27 protein-coding genes (1 of these 27 cut by a window edge) are annotated in these 21,343 nt (G+C 45.1%); 20 read left to right on the forward strand and 7 right to left on the reverse strand.

What is annotated here, in order from left to right:
* Window positions 1-37: 37 nt before the first annotated feature.
* From C0638_RS12245 to C0638_RS12260, 4 genes are all read right to left on the reverse strand, one after another.
* Window positions 38-508 (reverse strand): DUF5665 domain-containing protein, encoded by a 471-nt coding sequence (locus tag C0638_RS12245; RefSeq protein WP_044786240.1) that lies wholly within the window; start codon window positions 506-508, stop codon window positions 38-40.
* 96 nt (window positions 509-604) lie between these two features.
* Window positions 605-1,006, reverse strand: a complete 402-nt coding sequence (locus tag C0638_RS12250; protein ID WP_013373038.1) for a YtxH domain-containing protein — start codon at window positions 1,004-1,006, stop codon at window positions 605-607.
* Between the two features lie 42 nt (window positions 1,007-1,048).
* On the reverse strand, window positions 1,049-1,306 hold the full coding sequence (locus tag C0638_RS12255; RefSeq protein WP_013373037.1) for a GlsB/YeaQ/YmgE family stress response membrane protein: 258 nt from the start codon (window positions 1,304-1,306) through the stop codon (window positions 1,049-1,051).
* Between the two features lie 140 nt (window positions 1,307-1,446).
* Window positions 1,447-2,160: a phosphatase PAP2 family protein gene (locus C0638_RS12260; protein ID WP_058712412.1), complete on the reverse strand. Its 714-nt coding sequence runs from the start codon at window positions 2,158-2,160 to the stop codon at window positions 1,447-1,449.
* Window positions 2,161-2,391: 231 nt separating this feature from the next.
* Here C0638_RS12260 and C0638_RS12265 point away from each other — a divergent pair, with 231 nt between their 5' ends.
* Window positions 2,392-3,111: a pirin family protein gene (locus C0638_RS12265; RefSeq protein ID WP_058712413.1), complete on the forward strand. Its 720-nt coding sequence runs from the start codon at window positions 2,392-2,394 to the stop codon at window positions 3,109-3,111.
* Window positions 3,112-3,269: 158 nt separating this feature from the next.
* On the opposite strand, the gene C0638_RS12270 is transcribed toward C0638_RS12265, so the two are convergent.
* Window positions 3,270-3,497, reverse strand: coding sequence for a DUF1128 domain-containing protein (locus C0638_RS12270; protein WP_013373034.1), 228 nt, complete (start codon window positions 3,495-3,497; stop codon window positions 3,270-3,272).
* A gap of 120 nt (window positions 3,498-3,617) precedes the next feature.
* On the opposite strand from C0638_RS12270, the gene yyaC reads away from it, so the two are divergent.
* Complete coding sequence (yyaC, locus tag C0638_RS12275; protein ID WP_013373033.1) at window positions 3,618-4,211, forward strand: spore protease YyaC; 594 nt, start codon at window positions 3,618-3,620, stop codon at window positions 4,209-4,211.
* 88 nt (window positions 4,212-4,299) lie between these two features.
* Window positions 4,300-5,094, forward strand: a complete 795-nt coding sequence (locus C0638_RS12280) for an alpha/beta fold hydrolase (protein ID WP_013373032.1) — start codon at window positions 4,300-4,302, stop codon at window positions 5,092-5,094.
* A 100-nt stretch (window positions 5,095-5,194) separates the two neighbouring features.
* Here the strand turns inward: C0638_RS12280 and C0638_RS12285 are convergent, their stop codons facing one another.
* Window positions 5,195-5,761 (reverse strand): pyridoxamine 5'-phosphate oxidase family protein, encoded by a 567-nt coding sequence (locus tag C0638_RS12285; protein WP_058712414.1) that lies wholly within the window; start codon window positions 5,759-5,761, stop codon window positions 5,195-5,197.
* Between the two features lie 399 nt (window positions 5,762-6,160).
* Here C0638_RS12285 and C0638_RS12290 point away from each other — a divergent pair, with 399 nt between their 5' ends.
* Both C0638_RS12290 and C0638_RS12295 read left to right on the forward strand, forming a co-directional pair.
* A complete protein-coding gene (locus tag C0638_RS12290; RefSeq protein ID WP_013373030.1) occupies window positions 6,161-6,817 on the forward strand; it encodes a DUF6483 family protein in 657 nt (218 codons plus the stop codon).
* Window positions 6,804-8,018 (forward strand): class I SAM-dependent methyltransferase, encoded by a 1,215-nt coding sequence (locus C0638_RS12295; protein ID WP_040102893.1) that lies wholly within the window; start codon window positions 6,804-6,806, stop codon window positions 8,016-8,018. Before C0638_RS12290 ends, C0638_RS12295 begins: the two co-directional genes overlap by 14 nt.
* 80 nt (window positions 8,019-8,098) lie before the next feature.
* Here the strand turns inward: C0638_RS12295 and C0638_RS12300 are convergent, their stop codons facing one another.
* Window positions 8,099-8,422: a hypothetical protein gene (locus C0638_RS12300; protein ID WP_013373028.1), complete on the reverse strand. Its 324-nt coding sequence runs from the start codon at window positions 8,420-8,422 to the stop codon at window positions 8,099-8,101.
* 145 nt (window positions 8,423-8,567) lie between these two features.
* Here C0638_RS12300 and C0638_RS12305 point away from each other — a divergent pair, with 145 nt between their 5' ends.
* The 15 genes from C0638_RS12305 to C0638_RS12375 all read left to right on the forward strand — a co-directional run.
* Complete coding sequence (locus C0638_RS12305) at window positions 8,568-9,182, forward strand: undecaprenyl phosphate transporter UptA (protein ID WP_013373027.1); 615 nt, start codon at window positions 8,568-8,570, stop codon at window positions 9,180-9,182.
* Between the two features lies 1 nt (window position 9,183).
* Complete coding sequence (locus C0638_RS12310) at window positions 9,184-9,753, forward strand: thioredoxin family protein (RefSeq protein ID WP_013373026.1); 570 nt, start codon at window positions 9,184-9,186, stop codon at window positions 9,751-9,753.
* Window positions 9,754-9,756: 3 nt separating this feature from the next.
* Window positions 9,757-10,386 carry an MBL fold metallo-hydrolase gene (locus C0638_RS12315; protein WP_013373025.1) on the forward strand — a complete coding sequence of 210 codons (630 nt, stop codon included), beginning with the start codon at window positions 9,757-9,759 and terminating at the stop codon, window positions 10,384-10,386.
* Window positions 10,387-10,630: 244 nt separating this feature from the next.
* Window positions 10,631-10,840 carry a hypothetical protein gene (locus C0638_RS12320; protein ID WP_025675432.1) on the forward strand — a complete coding sequence of 70 codons (210 nt, stop codon included), beginning with the start codon at window positions 10,631-10,633 and terminating at the stop codon, window positions 10,838-10,840.
* 80 nt (window positions 10,841-10,920) lie between these two features.
* Window positions 10,921-11,307, forward strand: a complete 387-nt coding sequence (locus C0638_RS12325) for a hypothetical protein (RefSeq protein ID WP_016324719.1) — start codon at window positions 10,921-10,923, stop codon at window positions 11,305-11,307.
* Between the two features lie 293 nt (window positions 11,308-11,600).
* Window positions 11,601-11,888 carry an Asp-tRNA(Asn)/Glu-tRNA(Gln) amidotransferase subunit GatC gene (gene gatC, locus C0638_RS12330; protein ID WP_016820261.1) on the forward strand — a complete coding sequence of 96 codons (288 nt, stop codon included), beginning with the start codon at window positions 11,601-11,603 and terminating at the stop codon, window positions 11,886-11,888.
* Between the two features lie 27 nt (window positions 11,889-11,915).
* Window positions 11,916-13,373 (forward strand): Asp-tRNA(Asn)/Glu-tRNA(Gln) amidotransferase subunit GatA, encoded by a 1,458-nt coding sequence (gene gatA / locus C0638_RS12335; protein ID WP_058712415.1) that lies wholly within the window; start codon window positions 11,916-11,918, stop codon window positions 13,371-13,373.
* A 26-nt stretch (window positions 13,374-13,399) separates the two neighbouring features.
* Window positions 13,400-14,845, forward strand: a complete 1,446-nt coding sequence (gene gatB, locus C0638_RS12340) for an Asp-tRNA(Asn)/Glu-tRNA(Gln) amidotransferase subunit GatB (protein WP_013373020.1) — start codon at window positions 13,400-13,402, stop codon at window positions 14,843-14,845.
* A gap of 131 nt (window positions 14,846-14,976) precedes the next feature.
* Entirely contained in the window at window positions 14,977-15,438 is a 462-nt protein-coding gene (locus C0638_RS12345; RefSeq protein WP_013373019.1) for a GNAT family N-acetyltransferase, read from the forward strand.
* Window positions 15,439-15,497: 59 nt separating this feature from the next.
* A complete protein-coding gene (locus tag C0638_RS12350; protein ID WP_025675440.1) occupies window positions 15,498-16,211 on the forward strand; it encodes an MgtC/SapB family protein in 714 nt (237 codons plus the stop codon).
* Window positions 16,212-16,294: 83 nt separating this feature from the next.
* Window positions 16,295-16,930 (forward strand): hypothetical protein, encoded by a 636-nt coding sequence (locus C0638_RS12355; protein ID WP_025675442.1) that lies wholly within the window; start codon window positions 16,295-16,297, stop codon window positions 16,928-16,930.
* A gap of 7 nt (window positions 16,931-16,937) precedes the next feature.
* Window positions 16,938-18,341, forward strand: a complete 1,404-nt coding sequence (locus C0638_RS12360) for a DUF4097 family beta strand repeat-containing protein (protein ID WP_016324718.1) — start codon at window positions 16,938-16,940, stop codon at window positions 18,339-18,341.
* A 108-nt stretch (window positions 18,342-18,449) separates the two neighbouring features.
* Window positions 18,450-18,881 (forward strand): Fur family transcriptional regulator, encoded by a 432-nt coding sequence (locus C0638_RS12365; protein WP_013373015.1) that lies wholly within the window; start codon window positions 18,450-18,452, stop codon window positions 18,879-18,881.
* Window positions 18,882-19,067: 186 nt separating this feature from the next.
* The gene (locus C0638_RS12370; RefSeq protein ID WP_058712416.1) at window positions 19,068-20,786 is read left to right on the forward strand and encodes a glycosyl hydrolase family 18 protein; all 1,719 of its coding nucleotides are present in this window, start codon (window positions 19,068-19,070) and stop codon (window positions 20,784-20,786) included.
* 56 nt (window positions 20,787-20,842) lie between these two features.
* A protein-coding gene (locus C0638_RS12375) for a nucleotidyltransferase-like protein (RefSeq protein WP_058712417.1) crosses the window boundary here: on the forward strand, window positions 20,843-21,343 show its 5' portion. It continues 435 nt past the right edge of the window; only the first 501 of its 936 coding nucleotides appear in the window; its start codon is at window positions 20,843-20,845; the stop codon falls past the right edge of the window.

Genomic DNA, 21,343 nt, shown 5'->3' on the forward strand with positions numbered 1-21,343 from the left:
CGGTTCGATGGATCGTTTTTATATGAGATAGGGACAATTACTTAGTACCTTGGCTCATTTTGATATATCCTAACAATTCGGCGATGAAATCTCCGATGACCGGAAGATTTAACTGCACTAGGAAGCTGAGCAACCAAGCGAGTAAGGCGAGTACGACCACTGTACCCAGTGTAAGGCCGAGACCTCGTGAAATCCCAGCCGTCAGATTGCTGATAATTCTTCTTTTTGTGCTGGAGTAGTTCTCTATAATATCTTTGAATTCTGCTTTTTCCAATGTATCTGCGATTTGATCTAGACGTTTGTTAAGCCGCTTGACCTCATGACGTAGCTCAAAAGGATGTTCATCCACATCAAAATCTCTTTCATGATCATGCTTTTTAACATGAGTAGGTGAGGTCTGCTTGGATGAAACCTCGTCTGGTTGATCTTGTGTCTGCAGGGGGTGAAAGGTTCTCTTGTTGTTCCGGGCAAGATCATCTCCATAGGAGTTTGGTTTGTTCATGGTCATCCCAGCCTTTCTATCATTTAAAAACAGCCAGCTTCTTGCCTGCTGGCTGTTCAGTGTTTGGAGCTTATTATAGTTATAATGAGAATGTGTTCCTATTTATGAATTTGCGTTTAATTGTTTCTGAGTGTCCTTGGCTGCCTGAGCGGTTGCATCCATTACTTCTTTATCCGCTTTGGCTGCTTCATTAGCGACATCCGCAGAGGCTTTAGTTACGCTGGCTACGATGTTGTCTTTACTTTCGGATACCGTTTTGGCTACATCTGCTGTTTTGGTGGAAACGGTTTTAGCCAAATCTGTTGCTTTGCTGCTGACTACGGATGCGACATCCTTGGTTTTATCGGAGACAACAGTCATTTTTTCGGACAGATCGCTACGCAAATCGCGGCCTGGTTTTGGAGCGAACAGCAGGGCTGCCGCAGCACCAATCAAACCTCCAATGAATAAACCCTTTGCAAAACCTGAAGTGCTTGCCATATTTTGATTGTCCATGTTACTCATGATATATCACTCCTTTTATAGAATAAAAAATATATATAAATGTTAGGTAGCCCTTCTTAATAGTTTGGACACAAGTCCGAGCAAGAACACGAACAATGCGGTTCCAAGTATGGCTGGAATGACTGCAAAATCTCCGATGACTGGACCCCAGTCTCCTAGGATCGTAGCACCGAGCCAAGCTCCTACAAATCCAGCAATCATAGAGCCCGCAATGCCGCCAGGCATTTCATGACCTGCTAGTGCATCGCCAATCAATCCGATAATAATAGCCATTACAATACTTAGGACAATTCCCCACACAAGGATCGCCTCCTTTATCTTGAGTTCACACAACGATAATGTTTTTGATGAATCTCTGAGCTTTCGTTATTTCTTCGCCTTGCTTACTTCGTATATAAACGTTGTGACCGTGAGTGAAACAAAAAGCCATCTTAGAGCGCTTATGGACGGGGGAGAGATGAAGGGGAGGAAGGCCACAGACGCGCTTGCCAATAGACCACGGGAACGGTAAATACCAGCCAGATCATACCTGCAATATAGCCGCCTACAATGTCGGTAGGAAAATGAACTCCTAAATATACACGGCTGAGGCCAATCAAGAGAATGAGCAATGCACCAAGAACACACGGAAGGAAGAATGTTCGCTTATGAACCATTCGTTCTATAGCCCAAATGGCAAATATCATTCCGTAAAATCCCATGGAAATCATCGCATGACCGCTGGGGAAACTGTAACCCCCCGCTTCCACCAAATGTTGAAGAGACGGGCGTTCCCGTTGTAAAAATTCTTTTATGATCGTATTTAGCACCCACATCGCGGTAAAGCTGCTTAGGATGGCAAAGGAGTACGCTTTTGAACGGAGATAGACCCAGCACAAGATTGCGGTACCGATTGCTATCAGTAATGATATGCGGAATGAGCCTAACGATGTAATGAAGATGGCGACGGGTAGCAGTTGGTAATGAGCAGCAGCTGTGTCTGGAAAAACAATATCTTGAATGCGCTCATCCCAATATAGAAAAGGAGCTGTGCCAATCCATCTTACTGAATAGGCAATGAGAAGTAAGACAGCGATCATGATCATAGATGCGGATAGACTGCGACGCAAATAGCTTGGTAAGAATCGGAATCGTTGAGGTTTATGGGATAGCATATGTAGTAAATCGCCTCCTTATGGCCGTGATAGATTGATTTTGTGTACTATTAACTTAACGAATAATGAACTGGAGAGCAAAATCAGACAGAGACAATAGGCTGATTGACGCATATAAGTGCGGGGTAAAGGGATCGTATTACAGCGTTTGTAATGCCAGGGCCGGAAGTGGATTAGGAATCACGAAGTAAGGGCTGCTTTACGGAACTGAAATCCATGGAGGTGTTAAGTATGATTAAAATAGTGACATCAGCAGAGAGACATACCTCAAATAAAGAATGGATTCATAGTGAGTTCAGCTTTTCATTTGCAGATTATGAAGATCCGAGCAATGTCCATTTTGGATGTATGCTAGCCCATAATGATAATGAGCTTAAACCGCAGCAAGGGTTCAAAAGACATCCGCATCATGATTTGGAAATCGTCACCTATGTAATTGAAGGTCTTCTGCATCATAGCGACAGCTTGGGCCACGAACAGGATCTAAAAAGCGGCTCGATCCAGGTTATGAGTGCAGGCACCGGGATTGAACATGAGGAGCGAAATCCTGGGGATGAAAAACCGGTTCGCTTTTTGCAAATGTGGTTTCTACCTGAGAGTCCTGGCCTTCAGCCTTCTTATCAGGTACAAAGATTCAAGCATAGTGAACGCCTAAATCGACTTCAGCCTGTAGTGTCTGGTTCAGAGGTGGAGGGAGCGCTATCCATTGCACAGGATATAAATCTGTATCTGAGTAGATTGGAAAAGGGACAGCAGCTTGAATATCCGCAGCAAGAAGAGCGCCGTACTCACATTTATATCATTAGCGGTCATGTTGAAGTTACGTGTCAGGATGGGGAATTTCAGTTAAGACCTGGCGATGCCGCGCGAATTCAAAAAAGCTGTACATTAAAGATACTAGCTACAGGGAATGAGGAAATATCTGAACTGGTATTAGTAGATTTGCCTTGAAGTGTCCATGGGTAAAGGAAGAAGTGTATGAAAATACGTATATGCATCGAAAAAATAAAGCTCGTATCCCTTGTGCGTCTGTTAAGACGACCAGAGGTACGAGCTTTATTTATGGTGACAAACTTAAAATAGCCAAGCTGTCTGTCCTACAAGCTGGTTTAGGAGGACTTACGCAATCTACCCAGTTCGGAGACAATGGCTTCAACCTCTGAAATGCTGAGGTTAGGCTTGCTGATCACCATATCGTAGACATCATGGATGTCCTCGTATTGCTCTAGCGAGAAAGCGGAAGCCTGCATAGCAGCACCACTCGCCATACGAAGCTTGGTTTTAATGCCCTCAATCATATACTCAATGTTGGCATGAGACGGTACAGACAAATCCATCGTTAATGTTCCATCCTTTCATAACAGGGGAAGTTGCCTGTATTGTATCATGTTTTTGTTGTAGAATGTACTGATAGCCAGATTACCGATATACAACTGAATGAAGGAGGATGGACAAAGTTGTCTTTGTATAATCGAGCTTCTACATCCGGTCGCTCACCCTTAGAACCTACTAATGTAGAGAAAACAGATCGCGACGGACTCGCACCGTTTTTCCGAGAAATTCAACATCAGCATGCTATGGATAAGTTGACTTTTGTATGTATCGGTACAGATCGCTCGTCGGGTGACTCACTCGGGCCACTGGTAGGCACCATGCTCAAGGAGCAAGGCTTTCCGAATGTGATTGGCACAATGACGGAGCCTTGTGATGCGGATCATCTGGTTTCATACTTGGAGCGTATTCCCCAAGATCATCATGTGATCGCCATAGATGCTTGTCTTGGACAGCATGGCTCAACGGGAATGTTCCTTGTTGCCCGTGAACCGCTAACCCCTGCGCGATCGGTTGGTCTGTCTCTGCCGTCTGTCGGGCATTATAGCGTTGCAGCGATTGTGAATGAGCGCAGTGCCAAACCGTACTGGACACTCCAGATGACGTCGCTTCACCTGGTCATGACGATGGCTGCATATATTGCAGATGCAGCGGCTTGTGAATTTGGTTTAAAAACAGCTTCGCAAGATTTTCCAGCGGGTTACCGTTTCAGATATTGATGGTCTGCTTAATAATATACATCAGCATGTTCTACTTACTAATATATTCAGAACGAATAGATTATATACAGAGAAGGAAGGGTTCCACATGGAAAAGGTATTATGCGAAGGAACGACGATCTGCTATGCCGAACAAGGAAAAGGAGATCCGATCATTCTATTGCACGGATTTTGCGGAAGCTCCTCCTATTGGGATGAGGTTGTTCCCTTGCTATCCCCAAGCTATCGTTGTATTGTTCCAGACTTGCGTGGACACGGACGCAGCGATGCTCCACTCGGAGCCTATACGATTGATCAAATGGCAGACGATGTGCTTAAACTTCAGGAACAGTTGGACATTCCTCAGGCTGCATGGTTTGGCCACTCCCTAGGAGGCTACTTGGCCCTTTCCGCGGTACAGAGACATGCAGAGCGTCTGACAGCCTTTGGACTGATTCATTCGACGGCTTATGCAGATACGGACGAAGGTAAAGAAAAGCGGAACAAGGCTGTATCCACCATTCAAACGGAAGGGATTACAACCTTTGTAGATGGACTCGTACCAGGATTGTTTGCTCCTGAACATGTGGAGTCGATGCCGAACCAACTACTCAAAGTCAAAGAAATTGGCTACAAAACACCTCCTCAAGGAGCCGTAGGAGCATCACTGGCTATGCGCGAGCGCCCGGACCGTCGGGATGTGCTGTCAGCTTCTGCATTGCCAGCTCTTTTAGTAGCAGGGGAGCAGGATCAGGCGGTTCCTCCAGCACGGACGTTTACAACAGATCGAACCGGGGTAACCCAGGTTACTCTACCGCAGTCTGGACACATGAGCTTGATCGAAGCACCGCAGTTATTAGCGAATGCCATCTTGTCATTTTTAGACCAGAACTTGAAAAAGTAGAGTAAGGTAAGTCTAGAAACCGGAACCTTCTGATGTGGTATTAGAGGGGATCCGGTTTTTTGCTGACTTGTTGCTTCCTATTGGTTAATGTGCAAAATGCCTAAGTCATATTGTTTTTGTTCAAGGCAAACGCCGTCGGCAAACCGTCAATACTCTCTAAATTCTTCTCGTATGCATACTTTTTAAGTGCTTCTTCGCCCATCTGAATCGCCACGTCCTTCAGCTTTTCCCGTTCGGTCGTGTAAGTCATGAAGGGAACTGCAAAACCACATGAATGTTGTACCATATGAACATCAACAACAATGATTTGTCTTGCTCCAGGCAGTGGATTGAAGAGAGGATAGAGCTCATTCCAACGCTTTGTATTGGGCAGTACGACTGTGCCAGTACCAAAGAGCCTTAATACACAGGGCTCGCCTTCAAATGCACAGAACATGATGGTTACCCGTCCGTTCTCTATAATGTGCGCACTTGTCTCGTTGCCACTTCCCGACAAGTCGAGATAGGCTACCTTATGATCTGATAATATACGAAAAGAATCATAGCCCTTGGGGGAAATATTCACATGCCCCGTCTCAGATACAGGTGCTGATCCTACAAAGAAAATATGCTGCCGCTGTATGAACTCCTTATATTCCGGTAGTATCGAACTAAATTGTTTTCCCATACTTCAACATCCTTCCCGTAAAATATTAACTCATAATTTTGTTTCTCAAGAAAATAAATATTATATTTTATTTCGCGAATCAATATGTTAAAAAGATTATTTTTGTTTCTTATGAAACAAAAATAACATGAGACTAACGGAGAATCAATATCAAAATTTCGAATACTTGTATTTGAAGTTGGTTACATGATCGGCTACAAAACACTGTGCTACCCGAATGTTACGTGTTATACGTGATTTTCTGAGTGCCGGATCATTGATGCTATAAATGATTTGTAATTGTGCTAAATGAGTTTACGCCATGTCGGCGGCATTTGGCTTTTAGACAAGGATGTCTTACAATCAGAAGGGACAGGGTTGCTGGGTCTCTAGGCATCAGGATGAAAGGAAGGGAACGGCTTGCTTAGAAAAGATTATTTGCTTAGCATGATGGAAGAATTGACATCAGCAGTGGCATCGGTGCTCGGTCTGAGGCGTGAAAATAAACACGTTGAAGCGCTAAAACAACTAGATGAACTACTTAACAAGCAGTTTCGCCTTCGTTCAGATTTGCTCAGACGATTGCCGCCGGAACAAATTATTGAGCTTTTCCGAATGGGCCCTGGGATGGAAGCGGATGAGCTTCAGCAAGTGGCTCGCATTCTGGAAGAAGAAGCTGTTATATACATGGAGACCAGCAGATTAGACGAGGGCATACGAATTTTAATGAAATCTCTTCATTTATATTTGTACAGCGATCTGAATGGCGCGACTCGTGATCTACAGGTCCTGCCTGAACGAATAGCGTGTATCGTAAAACTGCTTCATGAATATGAACTCTCTCCGGAAACCAGCAAGCTGTTAGCTGTTCATTATGAGCGGGAAAACAGGCTGGACCAAGCCGCAGATGTCTGGTTTGGATTGGCATGGGAGCAGCCGGAGCTGAGATCAGAAGCAGAGACATTTTACAGTCAGTTACTGGATAAGACCGATGCAGAGCTAGAACGGGGTGGAATTTCACGCCAGGAAATCATCGAGGGTTTGTCCGAGATCACCCAATTACATGAAAGAAAGTGAGATGTACCTTTTGGATTCACTGCGCGAACTTGTATACCAATTGACCACGGGAGGATCCCTCATAACAGCAACGCTGAGTCAGCTGCGCAAACGTGAGGATGCTTCTTTTACTAAAGTACAAATCAAACCTGTGGAATTGAAAAACAAACTGCATTACCAGTTTGCCTTTCATTACAGCAACAAAGTCATTCATGAAAATCTGACCCCTGACGAAGCTAATGAGCGCATGACTGCCTTGTTTGAGGACACATTCCGCCAAGGGCTTCTATGTGCCAAGGATGCAGACTACCAGGTGCTAATCAGTAAAAAATATAAAGTATCCATTCTGACAAAGTCACCGAGCAAAAGTAAAGCCGATCTGTCTCATAATCGCAAAAAGCAATATGTGCTTGAGGAAGGAGAGCGTATTCCTTTCCTGATTGAGCTGGGGATTATGAATGAGGACGGTAAGGTACTGGCCCGCAAATACGATAAATTCCGTCAAATCAACCGTTTTCTCGAAATGGTGCAGGATGTATTGCCCAGCCTTCCGGTAGGCCGCCCATTGACGATTGTAGATTTTGGCTGCGGCAAGTCGTATTTGACCTTTGCCTTATATCATTATTTGGCAGTACAGCAAAAACGACCTTTGCAGATTGTCGGTTTGGACTTGAAGGCAGATGTCATTGAAACCTGTAATCTTCTGGCTCAAAAGCTGCAATATCGACAGTTGGAGTTTCTGGTCGGAGATATCGCAGACTACAATGAACTGGAGCAAGTGGATATGGTCGTTACCTTGCATGCATGCGATACAGCAACAGATGCAGCGCTGGAAAAGGCTGTCCGCTGGGGAGCGTCTGTCATTTTATCAGTTCCGTGCTGCCAGCATGAGCTGTTTAGCCAACTGGAAAATCCGGTATTGGAGCCTTTGCTCTCCCATGGCATTTTAAAAGAGCGTTTTTCTGCACTGGCAACGGATGGACTCCGGGCCAAGCTGCTGGATATGATGGGGTATCGGACACAGCTCTTGGAATTTATCGACATGGAGCATACGCCTAAAAATATTCTGATTCGTGCTGTCAAAGGCCAAGCGGGAGAACGGTCCGTTCTGTGGCGTGAGTATACAGCATTTCGGGATTTTATACATGCTGATCCTTATTTGGAACGTGCCTGTGCGGATTTGCTTCCCGAAGGGGCGGGACAGCAGCAGACACACAGCTAAGAATATAGCAAAAGTGGAGCCACTGCAGGGTGGCTCCACTTTTTTGTAGTTTACAGTTCATGGTTGCTGTACGCAAACATCTACCCGCCATAGGCACTTCTAAAAGCGGTGCACAAGACATCACGGTCCACCTTCCACAATGCCGCGAGCTCCTCGCTGACATCTTCGTCCCACCAGTCGCACAGTAGTTTGCGATTACTATGGTTTTCCGCAATCCAGATGAGGTGGCCGACGACCTTGCGGCAATATAGCTCCTCGCCCTGCTTGACCAGATCAGGAGCAATGTGAACAGGCAGACGTTTGCAGGTTCGGTACAGCTCTTTGCTGCATGCGCGGCGGATACCACGAGCCGTGGGTAAACGGGATTGTGGATTGTCATGTTTGGGGAATTTGCCGGGAGGCATATTGTACCCCCTCCTCTCTCTCACAACTTATGCGGGCACAGGAGCTGGGGTCACTGACCGCCCTAATGGAGCGAAGTGGCGACTTGTTCTGCCGCTGTGATACACTAATGAAAATAGAGAAACAGGCAGGGAGTGGGAAGGAAAAATGGACCATATATCTAGTATCATTAATTATTTGTTTGAGATCATTCGCAGTCTTGGGTATTTTGGTATTATGCTAGGCTTGATGGTGGAGGTCATTCCAAGTGAAATTGTCCTCGCTTATGGCGGTTTTTTAGTGTCCTCGGGTCATATTAATTTTTTTGGCGCAGTCGTGTTTGGAACGATTGGCGGGGTGCTGGCCCAGCTGTTTATTTACTGGATCGGACGCTATGGCGGCAGACCCGTATTAGATAAGTATGGTAAATACATACTCATCAAAAAAAGTCATGTTGACCACGCTGAAGCCTGGTTCAATAAATATGGCACAGGGGTCATTTTTACAGCTCGCTTTATCCCTGTTGTTCGTCACGCGATCTCAATCCCTGCCGGGTTGGCTCGAATGAACGTATGGCGCTTTATTATTTTGACGACGCTGGCGATTATACCTTGGTCTGTTTTGTTTATATATTTAGGTATGCTGCTGGGAGACAAGTGGGAGCAAATTGACGAAGTGGCGGCACCTTATATCAAACCCATTTTGCTGGTTGCTCTTGCGCTCTTGATCATTTATTTTGTTATCAAATGGATTGTAGCCAAAAACAAAAAAGGAAGTGTATAACATGAGCCGTACTAACGTATCGCAATATTTCGGCAAGGGCTTGAGTCCTGAACAATTTATGGAGGGCATGGAAAAGAACAAAGAAGCCTTCCGTTCTGGATACGATCAGTTTGTGTGGAGCAGCGAAGAGGATCGGGAGTTTTTTGAAAGCCTGAACCATCGTGATGATCTGCGTGTGCTTATTTTGGCTGCCGACTGGTGTGGGGATGTCGTACGCAATGTGCCAGTTGTGTTCCGCGCGCTGGAGAATAGCGGCATTCCAACCGAAGTATTGATTCTGGAAAATCATCAGGCGCTGATGGACGACTTCCTGACAATGGGCGGACGTGCTGTGCCGATTGTGATTTTTGCGGATACAGGAGGTCATGTACTTGGCCACTGGGGGCCACGCCCTGCACATGTCCAACAAATTATGATCGAATTCAAACGTGAAAATCCAGATCGGGAAGCCGATGACTATCAAGAAAAAATTGCAGTAGCTCGCAAAGAAATGGCTGAAAAATATGGGGAGGGAACCGAGGTCCATCCTGTGATTGTTCAGGAATTACGCGAGCTGATCTCGGGATTTTAACTTATGACCTTATCAATTCGCAGCTTTAATCTGGGTCCCCTTCAAACAAATGCTTATTTGCTTCAAGGGGATGATCCACAGCGCGCCGTTATTATTGATCCAGGAATGAATCCGGGTCCTTTGCTGAGAGCGATTGAGTCTCTAACCATTGAAGCTATTCTGCTGACTCATGCCCATTTTGACCATATTGGAGGGGTGGAGGAGATTCGCAATGCGAAAGGATGCCCGGTGTATCTGCACGCTTTGGAGCAAGACTGGCTCACATCTCCTAAGCTGAATGGCTCCCTGATGTGGCCAGAGGCATCTCCACCGATCTCGACAGGACCTGCCGAATATGATTTAGCGGAAGGTCAGCAATTAAAACTAATCGGACACACGTTCAAGGTGCTCCATACACCGGGGCATTCACCCGGAAGTGTTAGCTTCTTGTGTGGCAAAGATCTTTTCTCGGGGGATGTGCTATTCCGTCAGGGCGTCGGACGCACAGATCTGACTGGTGGTCGGGAACGCGACTTGTATGATTCTATTCAGAATAAGTTGTTTCCGCTTGGAGATGACGTTACAGTTTATCCTGGTCACGGACCCAAAACATCCATTGGTTATGAGAAAGCCAACAATCCGTACATTCGGTAAATTTGATAAACGTTAATTAATTGAGGCAAAATCAAAGAAGTGACAGGTTTTGCCTCAATTCGACAACAAAATATAAATTATGTATAGACAAAGGTTTTTATTTTTGTTAACATAAATTTATTAAAGTTACATACTAAACTCGCGAAGCACGCAAGCTGTGGATGAATCCCGGTTTGCGTTCTTTTTTTTGCCCATTAAGAGGATAAAGAGGCATGAGGCCATCAGATCACAAGGGGGAGCAAGAATGAAAAGAAAACATATATATGGTGTACAACGTGAGAACGAAGGCAGTTTCCGTCTTTCCGAAATAGTAGATATTGAAGATGTTGTGGTAGGTTCCGAACCGAAGATCATAACTTGGAAAAAGGTAAAACGGCGGGGCGGAACCCTTACGCAAAATTGGCATATACGGCTTAATGAGCATAGATTTGGACGTGGAGACGATCGATTATGAAGATACATAGATGATATAGACAAGCTACCTTTTTTTTAGTAGACTTAGCAGATAAGTTCAGACAAACGGGGGGGCTAACGATGCATCATTTAGGAGCTAGAATTATGATCGTCGCGGATGCTTTTGAGCAGAATCTTCCTGTGGGCGAACATGGTTATATCATTGCTTACGACCGTAATGCGGACAATGCTTTTGACTATGTCATTCGCGTACCGAAGGTGAATCGCAATTTTTTCGTACCATCCGGAGACATCGAGCTGGAAGAAAGTATTCTCAAGCTGGAAGCCGAGCGGATTGAGCGTGAAGCGCTGATAGATTACGCCCTTGCTACTCATAATGAGAAGCTGTTCAGACATGTGATGAATGGTGGTCATGATTCAGTAGAGACTGAGGAAGAAGAAACCGCGGCAGAATTGTTGTCACAGGCTGATTTTATCAAACAAGTTAATTTGCGTGCTTGGATATAGGAATCGGCTGTTGCCGACTCTTTTTAACAATATATAATGGGCACGATTTCAGCTGCTATAGTTTTCTTGAAAGAGCACCGAAAGGTGCTTTTTTTATATTCTTTTAGTAACATTTACCTCATTCATGTACAGTCTGCTTCTGTACCGCGTCAAAGATTGAATTGTATAGGGTTCTATCCTATAATTAAAAACGTTATTTCAAAGTTCGGTGTACCATTTTTGATACCAGGATTTTGCAAAATCCGATTCCAGTCGCTTATTGGATTTTTATATATACATGAGGAGGGTTTTGAATGAACATTTCCAAGGAAGATGTCCGTCACGTAGCCAGGCTGTCCCGGTTGAATTTGACCGAGACTGAGGAAGAAACCATGACAGGGCAATTAAACGCCATTCTCCATTATGCAGAGAAGCTGAATGAGCTGGATACGGAGCAGGTAAAACCGACCACTCATGTGCTGCACGTCAGCAATGTCATGCGGGACGACGAAGTTCGCGAAAGTTTGACGCATGAGCAAGTGATGCGTAATGCACCTGAAGAAGAAGACGGACAGTTTAAAGTTCCTGCTGTTCTGGAATAGATTTCACATTTGAAAGGAGGATGCAAATTGAGCTTGTTTAATAACACATTGCCGGAAATACATAACAAGCTGCATCAAAAGGAAATTTCCGTGAGTGATCTGGTGGGGCACGCTCTGGAGACAATTGATGCGCGGGAAGACAAGATCAGAGCCTTTATTACCGTTGACGAGGAACAGGCCCGGGCATCCGCACGTCAGCTGGATGATCAGCTGATTTCCGGAGAGGAAAGAGGATTGTTGTTTGGCCTGCCGGTTGGTATTAAGGATAATATCGTGACGGAAGGGCTACGCACAACATGTGGCAGTCAGTTTTTGAAAAATTTTGATCCCGTTTACGATGCCACAGTGGTTGGCAAGTTACGCGCAGCGCAAACCGTGACACTTGGTAAAATGAACATGGACGAATTCGCTATGGGTGGTTCTAACGAGAACTCAAGCTTTTTCCCTGCACGTAACCCTTGGGATTTAGAACGTGTTCCCGGCGGTTCCAGTGGCGGCTCGGCTGCAGCTGTTGCGGCGGGTGAAGCTTATTTCACGCTCGGTTCCGATACAGGCGGCTCCATTCGCCAGCCCGCTTCTTATTGCGGCGTAGTTGGCCTAAAACCAACCTATGGTCTGGTATCCCGTTTTGGACTGGTGGCCTTTGCTTCATCTTTAGACCAAATCGGTCCGATTACAAAAAATGTTCAGGATTCGGCCTATGTCCTGCAAGCCATTGCAGGCTATGATCAGAAGGACTCCACTTCTGCGAAGGTAGACATTCCTGATTATTTGAACGCTTTAACCGGAGATGTAAAAGGTCTTCGTATCGCTGTACCTAAAGAGTATCTTGGTGAAGGTGTAGACCCACAGGTCAAGGAAAAGGTGCTTGATGCACTGAAAACACTGGAAGGATTGGGCGCTGTATGGGAAGAGGTATCTCTTCCGCACACGGAATATGCTGTTGCGACATACTACCTACTGGCTTCATCCGAAGCATCGTCCAATCTGGCCCGCTTTGACGGTGTGCGCTATGGTGTGCGCGCTGACAATCCAGATAACCTGCTTGATCTGTATCATCAGTCCCGTACGCAAGGGTTTGGTCCTGAGGTGAAGCGTCGGATTATGCTTGGCACCTATGCACTCAGCTCCGGGTACTACGATGCTTATTATTTGAAAGCTCAAAAAGTGCGCACACTGATCAAACAGGATTTTGATCGTGTATTTGAACAATATGATGTGATTATCGGACCTACTGCACCGACTACCGCTTTCAAAATCGGCTCCCAAGTGGATGACCCATTAACGATGTATTTGAACGATATTTTGACGATTCCGGTGAGTTTAGCTGGCGTGCCGGCGATCAGTATTCCTTGTGGTCTTGCAGATGGAATGCCAGTCGGACTACAAATTATCGGGAAAGCCTTTGACGAGTCTTCTGTACTGCGCGTAGCGCATGCATTCGAACAAAACACTGAATTTCACAAGCAGCGTCCGCAGCTGTAATTTGCCAAAAAGGAGGGAACCTATTCATGTCTACAACTACATCGAAGTATGAGACGGTCATTGGACTTGAAGTCCATGTGGAATTGCATACGAAGTCCAAAATATTTTGTGGATGCTCGACATCCTTCGGAGCGCCGCCAAACTCTCATACATGTCCAGTTTGTCTTGGACATCCTGGAGTATTGCCTGTATTGAATCGTCAAGCCGTTGATTATGCGATGAAAGCGGCAATGGCGCTCAATTGCACCATTGCTGATGTGAGCAAGTTTGACCGCAAAAACTATTTCTACCCCGATTCACCGAAGGCTTACCAAATTTCGCAATATGACCAACCGATCGGCGAGAACGGCTGGATTGATATTGAAGTGAACGGTGAAACCAAGCGTATCGGTATTACCCGGTTGCATCTGGAAGAGGATGCGGGGAAATTAACCCATGTTGATGGTGGCTATGCGTCTTTGGTTGATTTTAACCGGGTCGGCACACCATTGGTTGAAATCGTTTCGGAGCCGGATATATCTTCGCCGGAAGAAGCCAAGGCTTATCTGGAAAAAATACGTGCCATTATGCAGTATTGTGACGTATCCGATGTGAAGATGGAGGAAGGCTCGCTTCGTTGTGATGCCAATATCAGTCTTCGTCCGCATGGTCAAAAAGAGCTGGGAACCAAAGCGGAACTGAAAAACATGAACTCCTTCCGTGGCGTACAGCGCGGACTGGAATATGAGCAGTTCCGGCAAGAACAGACCCTGGACGAAGGTGGAACGATCGTACAGGAAACACGTCGCTGGGATGAGGCACAGGGTAAAACCCTGTCCATGCGTGGTAAGGAACAGGCGCACGACTATCGTTATTTCCCGGACCCGGATCTCGTTACACTGCATATTGATGAGGAGTGGAAAGAACGTATCCGTGCTTCGATTCCTGAATTACCCGACCAGCGCAAAACACGTTACACTTCGGAATATGGATTACCTGAGTATGATGCACAGGTAATTACGTCCTCCAAACCATTGGCTGATTTATTCGAGGATAGTCTTCAGTACACCAAGGATGCCAAAGCAGTATCCAACTGGATTATGGGAGATTTACTCGGCTATTTAAACAGTGCCAGTGTAGAACTGTCGCAGGTTAAATTGACAGGTCGGGGCTTGGGTGAAATGATCGGACTACTGGAGAAGGGGACGATCAATAGCAAAATAGCCAAAACGGTCTTCAAGGAAATGCTGGAAAGTGATAAACTGCCACAGCAAATTGTTGAAGAAAAAGGGCTTGTGCAAATCAGTGATGAAGGTGCAATTCTGACAATTGTGGAGCAAGTTGTAGCAGCCAACCCGCAATCGGTCGAGGATTACAAAGCTGGCAAGCAAAAGGCCATCGGCTTCTTGGTCGGTCAAGTGATGAAGGAGAGCAAGGGAAAAGCCAACCCGGGTCTCGCTAATAAGTTGCTGACAGAAGTGTTGAACCGTTAATGGCATAGTTATGACAGGGGCTTGTCTTTTAGGGACAGGCCTCTTTTGCATAAGTGCAGAGAACGTATGGGCATCGAACAAGTATCAGAATCGTAATGACATATTATAGTTTCCTTAGGAGGGCAAACAGCATGGTTACCCTATGTTCATTGGAAGATGATGATATTGTCAGTCAGATATGGCGTCTTCAGCACGTCGCTTATAGACTGGAAGCTGAGCTGATTGGATTTGATGAGATTCCTCCACTAATGGATACATTGGAGACACTTAGAAGCTGTGGAGAGTCTTTTTATGGGTGGTTGGAGGATGATGAACTGCTAGGAGCGCTAGCTGTGCAGTCTGAATCGTCTGGTTCGCTTACCCTTACACGTATGATGGTTCATCCAGATCATTTTCGCAAAGGGATTGCGGACTCCTTAATGAAGCATGTTTTGAATGAGTATCAGAATGTCCCGCTGTTTATCGTCACCACAGGAACTTTAAACACGCCTGCAGTGACACTTTATCGAAAACATGGTTTTCGACCCGTTTCCGCGGCAGAAGTGGCCCCAGGTGTGGAATTAACCACCTACCATTTGCATAACGTGGAATAATACTCACAAACCGCGTGCCCGGACAAGGAAGCACGACACAACCGGGAGGAGAGACTCGAATGAATAATCCGTGGATTATAGATGATTCACATATCATTTTACGGCTATTACTGTCCATGCTACTCGGTGGATTCATTGGCTTTGAGCGAGAACGTTCCAATCACGCTGCTGGTTTGCGGACTCACATTATGGTCAGTCTTGGTTCGACGCTGATTATGCTGCTCTCCATTTACGGCTTTGCTGATTTTATTAAAGAAGCTAATGTGCGTATAGATCCAGCTCGTTTGGCTACGGCGGTGATTACTGGCGTAGGCTTTTTGGGGGCAGGTACAATTATGTTCACAGGTAAATCCATTACTGGACTCACGACGGCTGCTTCCATTTGGGTCGTAGCTGCCATTGGCCTTGGGGTGGGAGCAGGCTTCTATTTACCTTCTATAGCAGCAACGGTGCTCGTATTTTTAAATTTATGGGTGTTCAACAAATTAGAACTTCGGTATATGCGTGGACGCAAGCCTCATCTTATTACACTGTACGGATTGTCCTCTCACGGATTGCTCGATCAAATTTCGACTTATTTAGAGCAAGAAAAAGTGGAAATACGTAAAATTATGATTAAAGAACATGAGCATGTTCCATTTCATGAATTGCATCCGGATCGTCAGAGTATGGAGGTTTCCTTGGAGGTGCTGGCCCGACATGACTTTAATGCGGTACGTATTGCAGCTGATTTACGACAATGGGAAGATATAGCTGCAGTCTCCGTTGAGTGACCATAACCCTTTTTTTTACAGTTACTATCAAATCTGATTGGGGTACTATGTAACCATCAAAGCATTTTTCAGCGGAGCTACGTATGGAATTCAAAGGGGAGGATGGCATGAACTCGGAACAACCGTTACCGTCTGGACAGCCTGGGCAGCCACATGGACAGAAACAGCGGGGACGTCTGCAATACGCTAAATTTCGCAAAGTAATTGCTATTATCATGGCAGCACTGATACCAGGAATGGGACATCTTTTCTTAGGATTGTTTATTAGGGGACTTACATTTATTGTATTGCTCCTGCTAGATATTTTTGCGATGCTGTATGTTTCCTCAGATGGATTGAGGATTAACATCCCATTACTTATTTTGCTTGGATTGTTCATACCCGTATTATATTTTTATAATGTATATGATGTACTACAGTCAGCGGATTACATGGTTCGTTATCGGCGCAAGCCGGATCAATATGCACGAATGGATGCTAGAGGTCAGCAAAGCAGTCCTTTTTATGCATGGGAAAGAGGTTTTGCTTTTGCAGTACTACTGGTGGCAGGCGGTGGACTTATGATTCTGTTCCGCATGAAACCTCGCTGGTTAAGCATTTTCTTCGAAGATTATGGATTTCTGACGCTGGCCATTATATTAATGATGATCGGTTTATTCCTTTTTCTAAGGGAAGCCTTTCTATCCTTTAAACGTAAAAAGTTGAAAGAAAGAGGGTGAAGCAGGCGTGCACCGCAAAATAAGAGTCGGCCGCTACACCTCTTCGCTTCTGTTGATGGCTGTAGGCATTTTGCTGATTGTAGATGTGCTTCAGAATACGGAATATATGCTTCAGCTCCTTGTGTGGTGGCCTGTCATTTTTGTACTTTGGGGACTGGAGTATCTGATTTTTTTTGGTGTGTATTATCGCAAAGAGGGCAAGCCTGACAACGGACGACGTTTTAGACCTGACTTAAAGGGGATTCTGTCCGCTTTGGTAGTGGCTGCTTCGGTTTTTATCGTGACCCAGCAAAACCATTATATGTACCTGTGGAACCGGGTTAGTCTCAATCTGACATCGGCCTCTATGGATTTTAGCCAGGCTAAAGAGAATCGGTATGATATGGGCGGTGTGCTGGTACCGGTAACTATGCAGACGTCCGATTTAGTAGTTGATTCAGTGAATGGAGATATAACACTGATCAGACGGCCGGTATCCAATATAGAGGTACGTGGGACTCTATGGGTGGATCAAGCGCCTGCTGCCGAAGCGGACAAGATTGCTCAAGCTTCTTCACTGACTTCTACCGACGGCAAGACCATCCAGATTCGTCCAGAGGTACAGTCATACGGAGCATCAAGTAAACGTCAGCCTCGTATGAATATGTTGATCACCGTACCAGAGGATCGGCGGTTCAACATGCAGATTAGAACCTCCAACGGGAATATCACCTTGAATGGAGTTGACGCTATCGACAGCATCCGGCTTGAGAGCGGTAATGGGAATCTCACAGTTAATGACGCTATTGGCAATGTCAAAGGAGGCACCCTGAACGGACAGATTAAATTGCATCGGATATCCGGAGATGTGGATGTACGCACGAACCGTGGAGATATGCAGGCAGGGGATATTGAAGGGGCCGTGTCACTCCACACCATGGTAGGTGACATTCAGGTCGCTCGTTCGGAAGGGGATATCACCGTTGATACTCAGAATGGTGACATGAATGTGCTGAATTCTACAGCCAAGCTGAATGCAAATTCGCTTAATGGCGCTATCAAAGTGCATAGCGAGCAGGTAGGTGGGGATTGGAAAATATACAGTGCTGTCGGTGATATCGTATTGGATCTTCCATCGAGTGGAGATTTTCAGTTAGAGGGTTCAAGCAGTTATGGTAATCTTCAGTCTGATTTTCCGTTTAAAATAGACAGTAAAAGCATTTCAGGCCAAAACGGAGATGGAAAATATGTGATCAGCGTAGAGGGTAACAGTAATTTAACCATTAAAAAGTTGCTGATGCCGTCGTTACCTGACTTGGATGATTCTGGGGGATCGACTGTGCCTGATGCAACTGGAATTTCTCCAGATGAGGCTGAAGTTCCTGTGAACGATACTTCTATAGGAACATCCAGGGACAATACGGCGCGTTGACAAGAATCTTGAGTAGACCGTACAATGTGAATAGCTTTAGAAGTGAATTGTAAATAGATGCGTGGTAATTGATAGGATTGCAAGTAAGGGATAAGGCGGTGGACATATATGGCAGCACGCGTCCAGCATGCTTTGGAACTTCTGAAGAAGACAGGTGTACGCATAACACCCCAGCGCCATGCCATATTAAACTATTTAATGGAATCTATGGGGCATCCGACTGCAGATGAAATATATCGTGCGCTTGAGTCCAAGTTTCCAAGTATGAGTGTGGCTACGGTTTATAATAACTTAAAGATGTTTATAGAAGCGGGTATGGTACATGAGTTGACCTATGGAGATAACGCCAGTCGTTATGATGCCAATATTTCGGAGCACTATCACATCATTTGCGAAAAATGCGGAAAGATTGAAGATTTCAGTTATCCGTATTTGGCAGATGTGGAACGCCATGCCGCGTTGGAAACTGGCTTCGAGGTGCATGGACATCGTATGGAGTTACACGGAGTATGCAAGGCTTGTAGTAACAAACAATCGTAACGAAACAAGGAATAGAAGTTTTTTGTGCGGTATGTATATATTGTAATGGATTGGAAACGTGAGGAATTCCCCATAAGTGGGGATTTACCGCGTTTTTTTATTTGAATCACTTTGTTTTTTGTTTCAAGTCATCTGTTAAAGTTACAAAATACAGAAATCAAAATTTCTTAAAATGGAGGTTCCATATTGGCCAGAAATCATTCCAGACGCCGCCGTAAACGTTCTCGATTCAAAGGAGCGGCAAGCCTGCTATTAATCGCAGCGATTATATGTGCAATTACTGTCGTATGGTACGGTAATCCTCTTCACGAGAAACCCGATTGGCAGGGGAGTGTCCGACCTATTTTTATGAAGGGCAAGTTGACCGGATATGAAGCTCAAAGCTCCGGTAAGAACATCCTGATGCCGCTTAAATTGATACAAGGCCAAATTGACCCTACAATTCGTTATGAGGATGACAGCCAAACCGTCATTATGGCAACGAGACAAAGCTTGCTCCATATGAATGTTTCAAAGACACAAGGCGAACTGAATGGTAAAACATATACGTCTAGCGCTGCTCCTCAGATAATCAGTGGAGAGGTGTATGTCCCCATTGAGGCTGTACGTGAAGTATATGGTATATCCATCCACGAAGACCCTGTAACAGGTGCCGTCATTCTGATGAAAGCCGGAGAGAAGGTCAGGCTAGGTAGTGTAGAAAAGAAAGATGGGCAACAGGATGCTAGGATAGCTTTGCGTAAAGAAGCCTCTAGTCTATCCTTTATTCTGGCAGATGTATCACAGCAAACGAAAGTACGCATCTGGTCTCAACAGGGCGACTGGTATTTTGTGCAGTTAGACAATGGTTATGCAGGATACATTAAGTCAGACTGTATCTCTGAAGGAGAAGAACTTGTGATACCTTCGGTTAAGGACGATTTGTCAATCTCTGAGAAGCATTGGCAGGGTAAACCTGTGAATCTCGCTTGGGAAGCCGTCTATAATCGTAGGCCTGATCCTTCCAAATTTGATCCTATGCCTGGAGTAAATGTGGTGAGCCCTACATGGTTCAGCGTCGTTGATCATGAGGGTACTGTAGAAAGCAAGGCGGACCCTGCATATGTCAGCTGGGCACATCGTAAGGGGATAGAGGTATGGGGCTTGTTGAGCAACAGCTTTAATCCCGAAATAACAACAGAGGCACTATCTACCTTTGAACGTCGAAAGTCGATTGTAGATCAGATGATTTCACTTGCCCAAGAAAATGATCTGGACGGTATTAATATTGACTTTGAAAATGTTCATACAAAGGATGGTCCCAATGTCACCCAATTTTTACGGGAACTTAAACCGATGGCTCGGGAACATGATTTGATACTGTCCATTGATGTTACGCCTAAATCTCAAAGTGAGATGTGGTCTGCCTTCTTGGATCGAAAATCATTGGGTGCGATTACTGATTATCTCATGGTAATGGCGTATGATGAGCATTGGGCAGCTAGTCCAAAAGCCGGTTCGGTCGCCTCGTTACCATGGACAGAAGCGTCAATTAAGCGCATTCTTCAGGAAGACGAAGTGCCGCCTCAAAAAGTGATTTTAGGTATTCCGTTATATACTCGTGTTTGGTCCGAGACTCCCAAAGAAGGGAAGATTAAGGTCACCTCCAAATCAATTGGTATGGAGTCAGCGGCGGAAATCGTAGCCCAATTTAAGTTGAAACCCAAATTTAGAGCTTCCGAAGGTCAGAATTATGTGGAGTATACCGAAGACGGTGTGGTCAAAAAGATTTGGCTAGAGGATCAGATATCCCTGAAAGCAAGAGTAGAACTTGCCCAATCACTGAACTTGGGTGGAATTGGTGTGTGGAGTCGAAGCTTTGCAGATAAAAACGCTTGGATAACACTGAAAGAAATAATTAAATAAAATAAAAAATAATACAATTGAAGAAGGAAGTCTCTTATTTATGTAGAAATGATCACATGTATCCAAATATCCAATTTAGCGGTTATAGCCGCCTTGCAGGTATGGAGGGTGAAGTGCAGCTAACCAAATTAAACCTGATGCATGATGAATTGTTGCAGGAAGATTCAATAGGTGTTATTTCGTACAGAAAGCCAGGAGAATATTTTCATGGTTCAATGTTGTACGACTTTGATGAACTCATTCTAATTATTGGAGAAGGCCGGGAGCCAGTTCGATCTATTCAACACTTATATATTAATGGATTAAAATGCCAAGTGTTGTACACAACGCTTAGTTGTCTGAAGGGTTGGATTATCGCAGGTGAACAAGCCAACATTATAGATTATGTGCTAGAAGGTCGTATTGTCTGGGAACGGGATGACAGGGTACGTCTTTTAAGACAGGAAATTATTGAATTTGACGATCCACTGCGGGAGCAGAAGCGATTTCATGAGTTCTCGCGCTTTCTGGTCAATTACGTTCAAGGTAAAAAAGCAGTGCGAGAAGGGCGAATCATT

The organism is Paenibacillus sp. lzh-N1 (assembly GCF_002872435.1).
Classification (GTDB): Bacteria; Bacillota; Bacilli; order Paenibacillales; family Paenibacillaceae; genus Paenibacillus; species Paenibacillus polymyxa_C.

Bases quoted from the DNA above. Each gene is read 5' to 3' on its own strand.
- C0638_RS12310 (WP_013373026.1), top strand. From the start codon at position 9,184: ATGAGCCGTACTAACGTATCGCAATATTTCGGCAAGGGCTTGAGTCCT.
- C0638_RS12285 (WP_058712414.1), bottom strand. From the start codon at position 5,761: ATGGGAAAACAATTTAGTTCGATACTACCGGAATATAAGGAGTTCATA.
- C0638_RS12300 (WP_013373028.1), bottom strand. From the start codon at position 8,422: ATGCCTCCCGGCAAATTCCCCAAACATGACAATCCACAATCCCGTTTA.
- C0638_RS12365 (WP_013373015.1), top strand. From the start codon at position 18,450: ATGGCAGCACGCGTCCAGCATGCTTTGGAACTTCTGAAGAAGACAGGT.
- gatB (WP_013373020.1), top strand. From the start codon at position 13,400: ATGTCTACAACTACATCGAAGTATGAGACGGTCATTGGACTTGAAGTC.
- C0638_RS12250 (WP_013373038.1), bottom strand. From the start codon at position 1,006: ATGAGTAACATGGACAATCAAAATATGGCAAGCACTTCAGGTTTTGCA.
- C0638_RS12280 (WP_013373032.1), top strand. From the start codon at position 4,300: ATGGAAAAGGTATTATGCGAAGGAACGACGATCTGCTATGCCGAACAA.
- gatC (WP_016820261.1), top strand. From the start codon at position 11,601: ATGAACATTTCCAAGGAAGATGTCCGTCACGTAGCCAGGCTGTCCCGG.
- C0638_RS12295 (WP_040102893.1), top strand. From the start codon at position 6,804: ATGAAAGAAAGTGAGATGTACCTTTTGGATTCACTGCGCGAACTTGTA.
- C0638_RS12270 (WP_013373034.1), bottom strand. From the start codon at position 3,497: ATGGATTTGTCTGTACCGTCTCATGCCAACATTGAGTATATGATTGAG.
- C0638_RS12245 (WP_044786240.1), bottom strand. From the start codon at position 508: ATGACCATGAACAAACCAAACTCCTATGGAGATGATCTTGCCCGGAAC.
- C0638_RS12355 (WP_025675442.1), top strand. From the start codon at position 16,295: ATGGAATTCAAAGGGGAGGATGGCATGAACTCGGAACAACCGTTACCG.
- C0638_RS12305 (WP_013373027.1), top strand. From the start codon at position 8,568: ATGGACCATATATCTAGTATCATTAATTATTTGTTTGAGATCATTCGC.
- C0638_RS12265 (WP_058712413.1), top strand. From the start codon at position 2,392: ATGATTAAAATAGTGACATCAGCAGAGAGACATACCTCAAATAAAGAA.
- C0638_RS12320 (WP_025675432.1), top strand. From the start codon at position 10,631: ATGAAAAGAAAACATATATATGGTGTACAACGTGAGAACGAAGGCAGT.
- C0638_RS12345 (WP_013373019.1), top strand. From the start codon at position 14,977: ATGGTTACCCTATGTTCATTGGAAGATGATGATATTGTCAGTCAGATA.
- C0638_RS12325 (WP_016324719.1), top strand. From the start codon at position 10,921: ATGCATCATTTAGGAGCTAGAATTATGATCGTCGCGGATGCTTTTGAG.
- C0638_RS12260 (WP_058712412.1), bottom strand. From the start codon at position 2,160: ATGCTATCCCATAAACCTCAACGATTCCGATTCTTACCAAGCTATTTG.
- C0638_RS12315 (WP_013373025.1), top strand. From the start codon at position 9,757: ATGACCTTATCAATTCGCAGCTTTAATCTGGGTCCCCTTCAAACAAAT.
- C0638_RS12350 (WP_025675440.1), top strand. From the start codon at position 15,498: ATGAATAATCCGTGGATTATAGATGATTCACATATCATTTTACGGCTA.